This is a genomic window from Citrobacter arsenatis (assembly GCF_004353845.1).
In the GTDB taxonomy this organism is placed as follows: domain Bacteria; phylum Pseudomonadota; class Gammaproteobacteria; order Enterobacterales; family Enterobacteriaceae; genus Citrobacter; species Citrobacter arsenatis.
Genome location: NZ_CP037864.1, coordinates 2729010 through 2741809, shown reverse-complemented (window position 1 = coordinate 2741809; position 12800 = coordinate 2729010). Strand labels below are relative to the sequence as shown.

General features: G+C 50.5%; 14 protein-coding genes. 6 read left to right on the top strand and 8 right to left on the bottom strand.

Going from position 1 to position 12800, the window contains the following annotated elements; translation table 11 throughout:
* Window positions 1-30 precede the first annotated feature (30 nt).
* The 6 genes from sapF to E1B03_RS14195 all read right to left on the bottom strand — a co-directional run bounded on the left by sapF (window position 31) and on the right by E1B03_RS14195 (window position 6045).
* Window positions 31-837 (bottom strand): peptide ABC transporter ATP-binding protein SapF, encoded by an 807-nt coding sequence (gene sapF, locus E1B03_RS14220; RefSeq protein ID WP_103770738.1) that lies wholly within the window; start codon window positions 835-837, stop codon window positions 31-33.
* Between the two features lies 1 nt (window position 838).
* Entirely contained in the window at window positions 839-1831 is a 993-nt protein-coding gene (sapD, locus tag E1B03_RS14215; protein WP_103770737.1) for a peptide ABC transporter ATP-binding protein SapD, read from the bottom strand.
* A complete protein-coding gene (gene sapC, locus E1B03_RS14210; RefSeq protein WP_103770736.1) occupies window positions 1831-2721 on the bottom strand; it encodes a peptide ABC transporter permease SapC in 891 nt (296 codons plus the stop codon). The genes sapD and sapC overlap by 1 nt, the downstream gene beginning before the upstream one ends.
* Entirely contained in the window at window positions 2708-3673 is a 966-nt protein-coding gene (gene sapB, locus E1B03_RS14205) for a peptide ABC transporter permease SapB (RefSeq protein ID WP_103770735.1), read from the bottom strand. Before sapB ends, sapC begins: the two co-directional genes overlap by 14 nt.
* Window positions 3670-5313, bottom strand: a complete 1644-nt coding sequence (gene sapA, locus E1B03_RS14200; RefSeq protein WP_103770734.1) for an ABC transporter substrate-binding protein SapA — start codon at window positions 5311-5313, stop codon at window positions 3670-3672. Before sapA ends, sapB begins: the two co-directional genes overlap by 4 nt.
* Window positions 5314-5652: 339 nt before the next feature.
* Window positions 5653-6045 (bottom strand): YdeI family stress tolerance OB fold protein, encoded by a 393-nt coding sequence (locus tag E1B03_RS14195; RefSeq protein ID WP_133086442.1) that lies wholly within the window; start codon window positions 6043-6045, stop codon window positions 5653-5655.
* 445 nt (window positions 6046-6490) lie between these two features.
* On the opposite strand from E1B03_RS14195, the gene E1B03_RS14190 reads away from it, so the two are divergent.
* A complete protein-coding gene (locus E1B03_RS14190) occupies window positions 6491-7399 on the top strand; it encodes an SDR family oxidoreductase (RefSeq protein WP_133086441.1) in 909 nt (302 codons plus the stop codon).
* A gap of 91 nt (window positions 7400-7490) precedes the next feature.
* On the opposite strand, the gene E1B03_RS14185 is transcribed toward E1B03_RS14190, so the two are convergent.
* Together E1B03_RS14185 and pspF are read right to left on the bottom strand one after the other, a co-directional pair.
* Window positions 7491-8135 (bottom strand): QnrB family quinolone resistance pentapeptide repeat protein, encoded by a 645-nt coding sequence (locus E1B03_RS14185; protein WP_133086440.1) that lies wholly within the window; start codon window positions 8133-8135, stop codon window positions 7491-7493.
* 96 nt (window positions 8136-8231) lie between these two features.
* Window positions 8232-9221, bottom strand: coding sequence for a phage shock protein operon transcriptional activator (gene pspF, locus E1B03_RS14180; RefSeq protein ID WP_165955317.1), 990 nt, complete (start codon window positions 9219-9221; stop codon window positions 8232-8234).
* A 155-nt stretch (window positions 9222-9376) separates the two neighbouring features.
* Between pspF and pspA the strand changes: the two genes are divergently transcribed.
* From pspA to E1B03_RS14155, 5 genes are all read left to right on the top strand, one after another.
* Entirely contained in the window at window positions 9377-10045 is a 669-nt protein-coding gene (pspA, locus tag E1B03_RS14175) for a phage shock protein PspA (protein ID WP_003020532.1), read from the top strand.
* Between the two features lie 54 nt (window positions 10046-10099).
* Window positions 10100-10324 carry an envelope stress response membrane protein PspB gene (gene pspB, locus E1B03_RS14170; protein WP_003020509.1) on the top strand — a complete coding sequence of 75 codons (225 nt, stop codon included), beginning with the start codon at window positions 10100-10102 and terminating at the stop codon, window positions 10322-10324.
* Window positions 10324-10683, top strand: coding sequence for an envelope stress response membrane protein PspC (gene pspC, locus E1B03_RS14165; protein WP_003020497.1), 360 nt, complete (start codon window positions 10324-10326; stop codon window positions 10681-10683). The genes pspB and pspC overlap by 1 nt, the downstream gene beginning before the upstream one ends.
* Before the next feature lie 8 nt (window positions 10684-10691).
* Window positions 10692-10922, top strand: a complete 231-nt coding sequence (pspD, locus tag E1B03_RS14160; protein WP_047410921.1) for a phage shock protein PspD — start codon at window positions 10692-10694, stop codon at window positions 10920-10922.
* Window positions 10923-11086: 164 nt separating this feature from the next.
* Window positions 11087-12796 (top strand): sugar phosphorylase, encoded by a 1710-nt coding sequence (locus tag E1B03_RS14155; RefSeq protein ID WP_133086438.1) that lies wholly within the window; start codon window positions 11087-11089, stop codon window positions 12794-12796.
* Window positions 12797-12800: the final 4 nt, after the last annotated feature.

The window sequence follows — 12800 nt, the reverse complement described above, 5'->3', positions numbered from 1 at the left end:
GCCCTCCGGTTGAGGAGGGCTGCGATTCTGCTAGCGATCTTTACGCCAGGCATCAGCCGTAAGCGCTTCGCCAAAATGACCGGCAATCAGGCGACGGGTAAGCTCATGCAGCGGAGAGGCCAGAACATCCGCTGTACTGCCGCGCTCAACCACTTCGCCCTGGTGCATGACTAATACCTGATCGCTGATATGCTTCATCATGCCGATGTGCTGAGTCACATAGATATACGAAATCCCCTGTTTTTCTTGTAATTCCAGCATCAGATTGATGAGTTGCGAACGCATCGACATATCCAGAGAAGCCAGGGCCTCGTCGGCGATAATCACTTTTGGTCGCAAAATGAGCGCTCGAGCAAGTCCCAGACGCTGTTTTTGTCCAGGTGCCAGCATATGCGGGTAATAACTCACATGATCGGGCAGCAGTCCGACCATGCGCATGGTCTCGACGATCTGTTTGCGACGCTGTTCAGGCTCAAGGTCGGTGTTCAGGCGTAGTGGGAAATCGAGGATCTGCGAGATACGCTGGCGCGGGTTAAGCGACGTTGACGGATCCTGGAAAATCATCCGGATCCGCTGACTGCGGAATGAATAATCGCCATAGTTTAACGGATGATCGTCAATCAGTAGTTCACCGCTGGTGGGTTCAATCATACCGGCCAGCATTTTGGCCAGCGTGGATTTGCCGGAACCATTTTCACCAATGACGGCGAGCGTCTGACGCTCGCGCAGAGTGAAGCTCAGGGGCTTAACGGCCTCAACGGTCTGGCGTCGAAACAAGCCCGTCCGGTAGCGAAAGGTTTTGCTCAGATTACGGACTTCGAGCAGGGTTTCTACCATCTCACTCTCTCTCCATGTTCAGCGGGAAATGACAGGCGTAGAGATGATTCTTTGCCCCGGTCAGTCTTGGGGTTTCAATACATTCACGCTGAGCATAGGGGCAGCGTGGCCCCAGACGACAGCCGATAGGTAATTGTTCCAACAATGGAATTGCTCCTGGCATGGTATTCAGGCGGCTTTTGTGCGGCATTGCGCTACCAAAATCAGGAATGGCGCGAATCAGCGCTTGGGTATAAGGATGATGCGGTATGGTCACCAGATCTTTACTGGGTGCAGTTTCCACCGTTTGTCCGCAGTACATCACGTTGATTTTGTCAGCCCACTGGCTGAGCATTTGCAAGTCGTGGCTTATCAACAAAATGGTGGTATTGCTGTTTTGGTTCAGCCGGGTTAGCAGGCGGAAAATTTGCGCCTGGGTGGTTGGCTCCATTGCATTCGTTGGCTCGTCGGCAATCAGCAAACGCGGCTGATTAGCCAGGGCGATAGCGATCATCACCTTCTGGCATTCGCCGTCGGTCAGCTCGTACGGGAAGCTGCGCATGGCATCTTTATGGTCTTTTATCCCGACACGGTGCAAGAGTTCAATCGCGCGGCGTTTGCGCCAGCCGATGCGCTGCCACCAGCGGCCCTTATAGGTCCAGGCAGGAATGTTTTGCATCAATTGCCTTCCGATGCGCTCGGACGGGTCGAGACACGATTGCGGTTCCTGAAAGATCATGGAAACGTTATGACCCACCAGTTTGCGCCGTTCACGAGCTGAAAGACGCAGCAGATCGATATCATCAAAGCGCATGCGATCCGCGGTTACGCGCCAGTTATCTTTAGCGACGCCGCAAATGGCCTTGGCGATCAGACTTTTGCCGGATCCGGACTCGCCGACCAGTCCGCGAATTTCACCCTCATTAAGGGTCATGCTGACACGGTCAACCGCTTTCACCCAGTCTTCACCGGTCCTGAATTCAATGGTCAGGTTGCGGATATCCAGTAATGGCATTATTCCACCCCCGCAATAATTGCGCGGCGCACGCCGTCACCAAGCAGGTTAACCAGCAACACGCTTATCATAATCGCCGCACCAGGCAGCATCACCGTCCATGGTGCGACGTAAATCAGCTCCAGCGCATCGCCCAGCATGGCTCCCCATTCCGGTGAAGGTAACTGTGCGCCAAGGTCGAGAAAACCCAACGCCGCGATGTCCAGAATGGCCATCGACAGCGCACGGGTAATTTCAGTGATAAGCCCGGCGGTAATATTAGGCAGAACGGCGAACCACAGGATATTTAGCGTGGTAGCACCGTCCAGACGAGCGGCAATAACGTACTCTTTTTCCAGTTCGTCATGCACCATGCTATAGACGGAGCGAACCATGCGCGGCAGCAGCGCCAGCCAGACGGCAAACATCGCGTGTGTCAGATGGGGGCCGGCAAAGGCGACCACAATGATCGCCAGCAGCAGCGAAGGGAGCGAGAGCAGTGTGTCCAGAATGTGGTTCAGCACCGCAGAACGCAAACCGTGCGTCGCGCCGGCAACCACGCCAAGCAAAAGACCACACAGCGTGGCGGCGAGGGTGACGACAAACGCGCCGCCAACAGTCGGGGCCGCGCCGCTGAGCAGGCGACTTAACACATCACGCCCGAGGTCGTCGGTTCCGAGGAAAAATGAGACTTCGCCATAACGCGACCATGACGGCGGTAAAAGCTGATAACCGAGAAACTGCTGGTCGATGCCATAAGGGGCAAACCAACCACCAAAAATACACAGAATCGCCAGGCCTGCGCAGCCGTACAGGCCAATCATCGCCGTCGCATCGCCGTAGAAATTGCGCCATGCGGTGCGCAGCGTACCCGGTGGTCGCTTTTCGCTGTAGACGCTATCGTAAGGCATACCATTCCTTATGTTTCAGAGGGTTAGCCATAGCACCCAAAATATCAGAGATGACGTTAACGATGATAACCAGTGAGCCAATTACCATAACGCCCGCCGAAATCGCTGCGTAATCCTGCTGGCGAATCGCGTTAATCAACCAACGACCAAGGCCTGGCCAGCTAAAGACCATCTCAGTAATCATCGCCAGCGTCAGCATGGTGGAAAACTGTAATCCCAGGCGCGGGATAACCGGCGGAAGGGCGTTGTGCAGGACGTGACGACGCAGAATCGTTAAGCGTGAAAGACCGCGCGTGGCGGCCGCTTTGACGTAGTTTTGATCGAAGACCTCAATGGTGCTGATACGCATCAGGCGAATAACTTCCGTGGTAGGGGCAACGGAAAGCGTCAACACCGGAAGCACCATGTGACGGATTGCGCTGATCAGCATTTCATCGCGCCACGGCGAATCGGAGATCCACGCATCAATAATGGCAAATCCAGTAACGGGTTTCACTTCGTAGAGCAGATCAAACCGTCCCGACACGGGCAGCCAGCCGAGGGTCAGTGAGAAGAGCAACGTCAGCAGCAGCGCCAGCCAAAATACCGGAATGGAAAAGCCCATCAATGCTAATGCGCTGATACAGCGGTCCTGCCATTTGTTTCGCGTGATGCCAGCCAGCATACCAACGGGGATCCCGACCATCAGCGCAAAACCAAAGGCCAGAATGCACAGTTCCATCGTCGCCGGGAATACCTCCTTCAACTGTTCTGAAATCAACTGGCCGTTAATACTAGACACGCCAAAATCCCAGTGAATGAGGCCATTGAACCAGAACACCCAGGCGTTCCATAGCGATGCGCCCTGTAACGGTGCATGAGGCGTGAAGTAGCTCAGGCTGAATCCAATAAAGGTCAGGAAGAACAGAGTGACCAGCAGCAGCAAAAATCGACGTAGGGTGAAGATAATCATGGTTTTTTCACCTCATCTTTCTTTTCCCTGGAAACACCGGCAAAGGAGGCATTGCCGAAAGGACTGAGCACCAGTCCTTTGATATCGTAGCGGTACGCCTGGAGGCGCAGTGAAGAGGCCAGTGGCAGGATCGGCAACTCTTGCGCCAGGATATTTTGTGCTTCGTCATAGGCGTCAATACGCGAAGAGAGCTGCTGCGAAGACAATGCTTTGCGCAGTATGTTGTCGAACTGCGGATTACACCAGTGCGCGAAGTTGGTCTGTGAGTTGATAGCGGCGCAGCTTAGCAACGGTCGGAAAAAACTGTCGGGATCGTTACTGTCCGTCGCCCAACCGGATAACGTCAGATCATGGTTCATATCCATTAATCGCGCCTCCTGAAAACGACCTTCTACCGGAATGATTTTCACTTTGACACCCACCTGAGCCATGTCTGCCTGAATCAGCTCGGCGGTTTTCAGCGGACTGGGGTTCCAGGCCTGTGAGCTGGTGGGAACCCAAAGCTGCAAGGTCAGGTTCTCCAGCCCCAGCGCTTTTAACTGCTCGCGCGATTTTGCCGGGTTGTACTCTGTAATTTTAGCTTCGTTGTCATAAGCCCACGAGGCGCGAGGCAAAATAGATGCCGCGGTTTCCGCCGTTCCGTAGTAGATAGACTGCATCAATCGTTGATTATTAATAGCCAGAGCCAGTGCATGCCGCACTGCCGGGTTATTCAACGGTGGCTTATTGGTATTGAATGCCAGGTAGGCAATGTTCATCCCCGGACGCAGCGTCAGACGCAGGCGCGGGTCATCACGCAAAATGCTGAGCTGACTGGCGGCAGGCCAGGCCAGAACGTCGCACTCGCCGGTCAGTAGTTTCGACAGACGTCCGGTTCCGCCTGAACCCAGGTCCACAACCACCTGCGGCATCAGTGGGGTACCACGCCAGAATTTTTCATGGCGCTGTAGTCGAATATATTGCCCGGCGCGATTCTCCGAAAGCTGGTACGGGCCCGTGCCGACAGGTTGTCTGTCGAGCAGTTCCTGGCGATCCTGTTTTGCCAGCTTAGCCGCATATTCTGCTGACATCACGGAGGCGTAGTGGGTGGCAAGGTGCCACATAAAGGAGGCATCGGGCTGGGTTAAGCGAAATTCAACGGTGTTATTGTCCAGCTTGCGTACGCTTTGAACGTTGTCGGCGAACTGCAGACTGTCGAAGTAGGGGAAACTGCTGCCGTTAACATTGTGCCACGGATGCTGGCGATCAAAGATGCGCTCGAAGGTAAACACCACGTCATCCGCATTCAGTCTACGGGTGGGAGTGAACCAGGCAGTCTTCTGAAACTGTACGTCACGACGCAGATGGAAGCGGTAGGTTGCGCCGTTATCCAGCACCTCCCAGCTTTCGGCCAGCTCAGGCACCAGTCGATAGGTGTACGGGTCGACATCAAGCAGTCGGTCATACAACTGAGCCGCCAGCGTGTCGACGATCAGACCGCTGCTCGCTTTTTGTGGATTGAACGTATTGACCTGCCCACTGACGCAATAGACAAAGCCGCTGTCACGAATATCAGCGTGCGAGGCCTGCTCAGGCGCAGCAGCAGCCTGACCACTCAGAAATCCAGCCATCACGATCAGAGATGATAAAACCAGGCGCATAATTTTAAAGGGTTATATATAAAGGGGCTATCTTACTAATACTTAATGACATTTGCCATTACCGTTTGTGTTTGAGGGCCGCAGGGGTGATAACCGCGAATTCAACATCGCGACATGGTCAAAATTCATACCTGCTATCCACTTTGAATCCACTCTGTTAACTATCTTAGCATTTTCATGACTCATCTGACCCGCTTAAACGCGGGATTCACCGACAGACAAGAAAATGCGAGGGGAAAGGAGGTTAAGTTGGCCTCGACGGGAAGAAGAGAGCATTAGCAAGATCGTGGGAATAAAGAACATTTACCGGGAAGAATGTCCTCCTTCCCGGTAAATGTGCTACTTCTGGATCATAGTTACCCGCACTACTGGTGGTTGCATTTTCGCGTCGAGGCTCCCGTTAATACTGATCATTTGATCGGGTTCAACCGTTCGCCCATCGAAAACGGCCAGCGGGATTAGTGTATGGATACTGCCGGTTTTATCACGAAAGATAAACTTATCTCCGCCTTGATCCTCGATGAGATTACCTCGCAGAGAAATAGTCGCGCCATCATGCATAGTTTTTGCTTGTTCGACAGTCATTATCCTTGCATTTTCGGTCCCGCGATAACCGTCTTCCAGAGCGTGGGCGGGCGGCGGGGCCGTATCTTTTTTCAACCCACCGGCATCATCGGCAAGCGCCGGAGACAATAAAAAACAACATACGAATGGTGCTATGGATAATTTCATACGTTCTCCATTTTTCCTGGGTTGAGATGTTAAGTTTGTTTGCTATTTATTAATGCTGCGAGCTGGATAATTCTCAAATGATAACGTTTTAATTAATTATGACATTGGTAAGATATAAGCGAGGAGATGCTGGGAGATTAATTGACGAAAAACAGCTGGATAGCAATGACATTATGAGCGCTTCGGTGACTAATCTCGGAACTCAATGAGAATATCGACATCGTTACGATGATGTGTTTTGTAATGTATTGATTTTAAATTGTTTTGAGATTTTGAGTTAAGCCGGAGTTAACCTCGTAAAATAGGCATTGGTGCGCTGCGGTGATAAGCATGGTGATTGAAATAATATGCCATTAAAAATTAATCTCGGTGAATGATAAAGACCATGTCACTCATTTTGGTCTATGCTTATCAATCGCTGTGCTAAATAATGAGAGGTGACTTAATGGCTGACTTAAATAAGGAAAAAACGGCAATCAATAAAACTAATTCTGCGTGTTTTCCGGTGCCGCCCTTTGCGCAGCAAAAGCAACCCTTTCCCGGACTGGCCGGTAAAATGCAACCGCGCCCCGATCATGGAGAGGAGAGCTATCAGGGTAGCGGTCGATTAAAGGGCCGCAAGGTATTAATCACCGGTGGAGATTCAGGCATTGGACGTGCTGTTGCCATCGCCTATGCTCGCGAAGGTGCTGATGTAGCGATCAACTATTTACCTGAAGAAGAAGACGATGCGCGTGAAGTTGTCGACCTGATAAAAAAAGCAGGCAGAAATGTCGTGGCTATCCCTGGAGACATTCGTGATGAGACTTTTTGCGGCCATCTGGTCAAACAGGCGGTAAAAGGGCTGAGTGGGTTGGATATTCTCGTCAATAATGCGGGGCGTCAGCAATTTTGCGAGTCAATTGAAGAACTCACCACAGAAGATTTCGATGCAACATTCAAGACCAATGTTTACGCTATGTTTTGGATAACCAAAGCGGCTATACCCCATCTTTCTCCAAACAGTGTGATCATTAATACCTCGTCGGTACAGGCTTATGAGCCAAGTGAAATCCTGCTTGATTATGCTCAGACTAAAGCAGCTATCGTGGCATTTACTAAATCGCTGGCGAAACAGTTGGCCCCGAAAGGGATCCGTGTGAATGCCGTAGCACCGGGTCCATACTGGACTGTACTGCAGTGCTGTGGCGGTCAACCGCAGGAAAAGGTGGAGAAATTTGGGGCAAATGCGCCGCTGGGACGTCCTGGTCAACCGGTGGAAATCGCGCCGCTTTATGTCACCCTGGCCGCTGAAGAGAACAGCTATACGTCTGGTCAGGTCTGGTGTTCTGATGGGGGGACCGGAACCCTCTAACGTTTATGCTCTCTGTGTCGAAAATGACTTTTAAGGCAAGGGCGGACACTATTGTATAAGGGCGGGAGCGGTACTGACCGCTCTCTGAATGCTAAGCAATCACTGCAATGCCAAGCCGCTCCATCAGCAACGCTGCCTGATAGCTGTCCAATTTGACGCCTTGTAAATCGACACCCCGAATATCTAAATCACCCAGTTCTGAATTGGTCAAATCACAGTGCGTAAAGTTTGCGACCCGCCAGTCGAACGACGAAAACTCGCCGCCGGACAGGTCTGAACCACTAAACGTTGCACCCAGCACCTGAGTTCCCATCCAACGGTTTTCCCACAGCTCGCACTTTTCCAGTACGACCTTCGAAAAGTTGGCATAGCTAAGGTTGGTATTCGTGATATATGCGCTGCAAAACCACGTGCGCGTGGTGATCATATTCATAAAGCTGGCGCCACGAAAATCTGCGCCTTGCGCGCGGCAGTGGCGAATTTCAATGCCCAGTGCGCTGACGTTGCGAAAATCCGCCATGGATAAATCACAGCTTTTGAAAATGGCATCTTTCAGGACAGCGCGACTAAAATTACACCCTTTCTGACTTTCTCTGTCATAGAACTGACAGCCGATAAATTCCGTAGCGCTGAGGTCGGCACCCGAAAAATCACAGTTAAAAAATGTACTGTTTTCAACTTTTTCACCGGTGAAACGGTTTCTGTCAATTTTCTCGCCAACTAATGCCAGGGTCATAATGAGATTCCTGTTTTTTTATACAGTAATTTCATCATGGTAATCTGGTTTAACGCTATGCGTCAAACCCTCCAGTATATCGCCGCGCAATGTGTCTTAAATTTGGTGCTTTTTCAGCAAAGCGCGTAGCTGATGGTAGGTCAGACCCAGTAATTCAGCGGCTTTTTTCTGGTTAAATTTCGCCTGCTGCAAGCTGGTTTGCAGAAACGTCTTCTCTTGTTGCTGCTGGAATTCACGCAGATCCAGCGGTAATGCTACAGATGTTGATTTTGTTTCTCGCGCCTGAGATTCCACGACATGACGGCAGAAGGGATCGATGATTATCTCATCCAACGGGTAATCGCTGGTACCATGCCGATAAACAGAGCGTTCCACGACGTTTTTCAGTTCACGAATATTGCCTGGCCAACGGTAGTGGAGGAGGGTTTCTCTGGCCTCGGGGCTGAAGCCTGGAAATAGCGGTAGCCCGATCTCGCGGCACATCTGAATGGCAAAGTGTTCGGCCATTAACATGATGTCGCTTTGACGCTCGCGTAACGGGGGAAGTTGCACCACGTCAAAGGCCAGACGATCCAGCAGGTCCGCGCGAAAAGTGCCTTCGCTAACCATGCGCGGTAGGTCGGCATTGGTCGCACAAACAAGGCGAACGTTAACCTGTAAGGGTTGGCTGCCGCCAACGCGCTCCAGCTCGCCATACTCAATGACGCGCAACAGTTTTTCCTGTACCAGCATTGGGGCGGTTGCCAGTTCGTCCAGAAACAGCGTACCGCCATCGGCGCGTTCGAAACGTCCTGGATGGCGTTTTTGCGCGCCGGTAAACGCACCAGCTTCGTGACCAAACAGTTCGGAATCAAGTAAGTTCTCGTTGAGCGCAGCGCAGTTAAGCGAAATAAATGGACCTTGCCAACGGGTGGAGAGGTAGTGCAGGCGGTTGGCAATAAGCTCTTTACCCGTTCCTCGCTCACCGATAACCAGTACAGGTTTATCTAGCGGCGCCAGATGAGAAACCTGTTCCAGCACTTCAATAAAGCTGTTTGCTTCGCCCAGAAGATTATCTTTGTATCCTGCCATGATGAAATTCACCACTTGTTAGTGTTATTCACCAATTTACCCTAATTCTGTCGTCAGGTAAAATTACATATAATTATTAAAATCAATAAGATAAAAAGTTGGCACGCCAAGTGCATTACGAGAACAGCAGGGCATAGCCCGATATCAGAACAGTAAGTGAGGATTACATTATGGGTATTTTTTCTCGTTTTGCCGACATCGTGAACGCCAACATTAATGCGTTGCTGGAAAAGGCTGAAGATCCGCAGAAGCTGGTGCGGTTGATGATCCAGGAAATGGAAGACACGCTGGTCGAGGTGCGCTCAAACTCCGCACGCGCTCTGGCAGAAAAGAAACAATTATCTCGCCGTATTGAACAGGCCAGTGCGCAACAGGCAGAGTGGCAGGAAAAGGCAGAGCTGGCGCTGCGTAAAGAGAAAGAAGATTTGGCGCGTTCTGCGTTAATCGAAAAACAGAAACTGACTGATCTGATTGCTTCCCTGGAACATGAGGTGACGCTGGTCGACGATACGTTGGCGCGTATGAAAAAAGAGATCGGTGAGCTGGAAAATAAACTCAGTGAAACCCGCGCTCGTCAGCAGGCGCTGATGCTGCGTCATCAGGCAGCGAGTTCTTCGCGTGATGTTCGTCGTCAACTGGACAGCGGTAAACTTGATGAAGCGATGGCGCGCTTTGAATCTTTCGAGCGTCGTATCGATCAGATGGAAGCTGAGGCTGAAAGCCATAACTTCGGTAAACAGAAATCTCTGGATCAGCAATTTGCTGACCTGAAAGCAGATGATGAAATCAGCGAGCAGTTGGCGCAACTTAAAGCCAAAATGCAGCAAGACAAGCAATAATAACATCTGGCGGCGCCCGAACGCGCCGCCGCTCATCACCTGTAAGGAGTACTCATGAGCGCGCTATTTCTGGCTATCCCGTTAACCATCTTTGTGTTGTTCGTTTTACCGATTTGGCTTTGGCTGCATTACAGCAACCGTTCCAGTCGCGGCGAACTGTCGCAAAGTGAACAGCAACGTCTGGTCGAACTCAACGATGACGCACAGCGGATGCGCGAGCGCATTCAGGCGCTGGAAGACATCCTTGATGCTGAACATCCAAACTGGAGGGACCGCTAATGGGAGGCGTTAACCTGAACAAAAAACTGTGGCGTATTCCGCAGCAGGGCATGGTGAAGGGAGTTTGCGCAGGTATTGCGCATTATCTCGATGTGCCTGTGAAGCTGGTACGGATACTGGTGGTGTTGTCAGTCTTTTTTGGTCTGGCCTTTTTCACCTTCGTCGCCTACATCGTGCTGACGTTTGTGTTGGATCCTATGCCGGACAATGTGGTTTCTGGCGAGCAACAGCCATCAAGCGGTGAGCTGTTGGATGCCGTCGATCGCGAGCTGGCGGCAAGTGAAAAGCGTTTGCGTGAAATGGAGCGTTATGTGACGTCTGATACTTTTTCATTACGTAGTCGTTTCCGCCAATTGTGAGGTTAGAAATGAACAATCGCTGGCAACGTGCCGGGCAAAGGGTTAAGCCGGGCTTTAAAATAGCAGGTAAGCTGGTGCTTTTGACCGCGCTTCGTTACGGTCCGGCAGGGGTTGCAGGGTGGGCGGTGAAATCCGTCGCCCGACGCCCGCTAAAAATGCTGCTGGCGTTGGTTCTGGAACCGGTGTTGAGTCGGGCTGCGGCAAAATTGTCGAAACGATATTCCGGTAATCAAACCTGATATCTGAATTAGCAAAAGCAAGCAACAATTAATCAACATTCCCTCTGTTAATTTGCGGCAGCTCACAAATACGATTTTTTGGCTGCCAAAATTCTTTTTTTACCCCCCTTAAGCCCATCTCAGCTGATTGACAGCTTATTTCCTGCAGAGTAGTCTCTTGATTCATGGGACCGCTACCACGAGAATCAAAGGTGAACCAAAAAATCCAAAAATGCCTGACAGAAGTTTATGGTGATACATTTACTTCATGCCACTATGAAGCGCTGTTTGCACGTTTAGAGAAATCACAGGGATTAATTAAAAAAATCCGTAAAGCGCATTGGGACGAGAGCGATGTGGTGCTTATTACCTACGCCGATCAATTCCACGGGACTGATAAAAAACCGCTGCCGACGTTTAATCAGTTTTATAATGAATGGCTTAAGTCGACATTTTCTCATGTGCATCTGCTGCCGTTTTATCCGTGGTCATCGGATGATGGCTTTTCCGTGGTTAATTATCATCAGGTTGCCGAAGAAACCGGTGACTGGAATGATATTAAGCAATTGGGCGAATCCAGTCGACTGATGTTTGATTTTGTTTGTAACCATATGTCAGCCAAAAGCGAATGGTTTAATAACTATTTGCAACAGCTTGACGGTTATGAAAATTTCTTTATTGCAATGGATCCTGATACGGACCTGAGCAACGTCACGCGTCCCCGCGCATTACCGTTACTGACACCTTTTACGCTAAAAGATAACACTGTGCGCCATTTATGGACGACGTTCAGTGATGACCAGATCGATCTCAACTATGCCAACCCGGTGGTGTTACTGGCGATGGTCGATGTACTGCTGAGCTATCTTGAGCAGGGCGCAGATTATGTCCGCCTGGATGCGGTTGGCTTTATGTGGAAAGAGCCTGGAACGTGCTGTATTCATCTGGAAAAAACGCATCAGCTCATCAAACTATTCCGCGCTATTGCTGACTGCGCGGCGCCTGGCACGGCGATTATTACCGAAACAAACGTCCCGCATAAGGATAACGTATCCTACTACGGTAATGGCCATGATGAAGCGCATATGGTGTACCAGTTCTCGCTGCCACCGCTGGTGCTGCATGCGGTACAACGCCAGGATACGTCGACATTGTGCCAGTGGGCGCAATCACTGGAGCTGCCGTCTGGTGAGACGACCTGGTTTAATTTTCTCGCATCGCATGACGGCATTGGTCTCAACCCATTACGCGGTTTATTGCCTGAAGACGAGATCATGCGGCTGGTGACAGAACTACAGCAGGAAGGTGCGCTGGTTAACTGGAAAAATAACCCTGATGGCAGTCGCAGTCCGTATGAAATTAACGTGACATATATGGATGCGCTAACGCCTGGCAATTGTAGCGATGCTGAACGGTTTTCTCGCTTTATTCTCGCACATGCCATTTTGCTGAGTTTTCCAGGCGTGCCGGCGGTTTACATTCAAAGTATCCTTGGGTCACGTAATGATTATAAAGGTGTCGAGACGTTCGGTTATAATCGTGCGATTAACCGCAAAAAATATCAGGTAAGACAAATAGAAACGGAGCTGGAAGATGAATCCAGTTTGCGTCACGCTATTTATCATGAACTATCCCGGCTAATTGTAATACGTCGTAGTAATAAAGCATTTCATCCTGATAGTGATTTTAAAATTAGCAGTGTTACACCGGCCGTAATGCAAATTATACGTACGGCGGGAACAGGTGAGGAAATTACCGGATTATTTAATGTCAGCGGTCATACTCAAACCATTCGTATTGATATTGGAAATGGAATTGATTTGATTAGCGGTAAAACTATTTCAGGTAAGGAATTAACGTTGTACGCCTGGCAGGTCATGTGGGTTAAGAAATAAAAAG

Bases quoted from the DNA above. Each gene is read 5' to 3' on its own strand.
- sapF (WP_103770738.1), bottom strand. From the start codon at position 837: ATGGTAGAAACCCTGCTCGAAGTCCGTAATCTGAGCAAAACCTTTCGC.
- sapD (WP_103770737.1), bottom strand. From the start codon at position 1,831: ATGCCATTACTGGATATCCGCAACCTGACCATTGAATTCAGGACCGGT.
- sapC (WP_103770736.1), bottom strand. From the start codon at position 2,721: ATGCCTTACGATAGCGTCTACAGCGAAAAGCGACCACCGGGTACGCTG.
- sapB (WP_103770735.1), bottom strand. From the start codon at position 3,673: ATGATTATCTTCACCCTACGTCGATTTTTGCTGCTGCTGGTCACTCTG.
- sapA (WP_103770734.1), bottom strand. From the start codon at position 5,313: ATGCGCCTGGTTTTATCATCTCTGATCGTGATGGCTGGATTTCTGAGT.
- E1B03_RS14195 (WP_133086442.1), bottom strand. From the start codon at position 6,045: ATGAAATTATCCATAGCACCATTCGTATGTTGTTTTTTATTGTCTCCG.
- E1B03_RS14190 (WP_133086441.1), top strand. From the start codon at position 6,491: ATGGCTGACTTAAATAAGGAAAAAACGGCAATCAATAAAACTAATTCT.
- E1B03_RS14185 (WP_133086440.1), bottom strand. From the start codon at position 8,135: ATGACCCTGGCATTAGTTGGCGAGAAAATTGACAGAAACCGTTTCACC.
- pspA (WP_003020532.1), top strand. From the start codon at position 9,377: ATGGGTATTTTTTCTCGTTTTGCCGACATCGTGAACGCCAACATTAAT.
- pspB (WP_003020509.1), top strand. From the start codon at position 10,100: ATGAGCGCGCTATTTCTGGCTATCCCGTTAACCATCTTTGTGTTGTTC.
- pspC (WP_003020497.1), top strand. From the start codon at position 10,324: ATGGGAGGCGTTAACCTGAACAAAAAACTGTGGCGTATTCCGCAGCAG.
- pspD (WP_047410921.1), top strand. From the start codon at position 10,692: ATGAACAATCGCTGGCAACGTGCCGGGCAAAGGGTTAAGCCGGGCTTT.
- E1B03_RS14155 (WP_133086438.1), top strand. From the start codon at position 11,087: ATGGGACCGCTACCACGAGAATCAAAGGTGAACCAAAAAATCCAAAAA.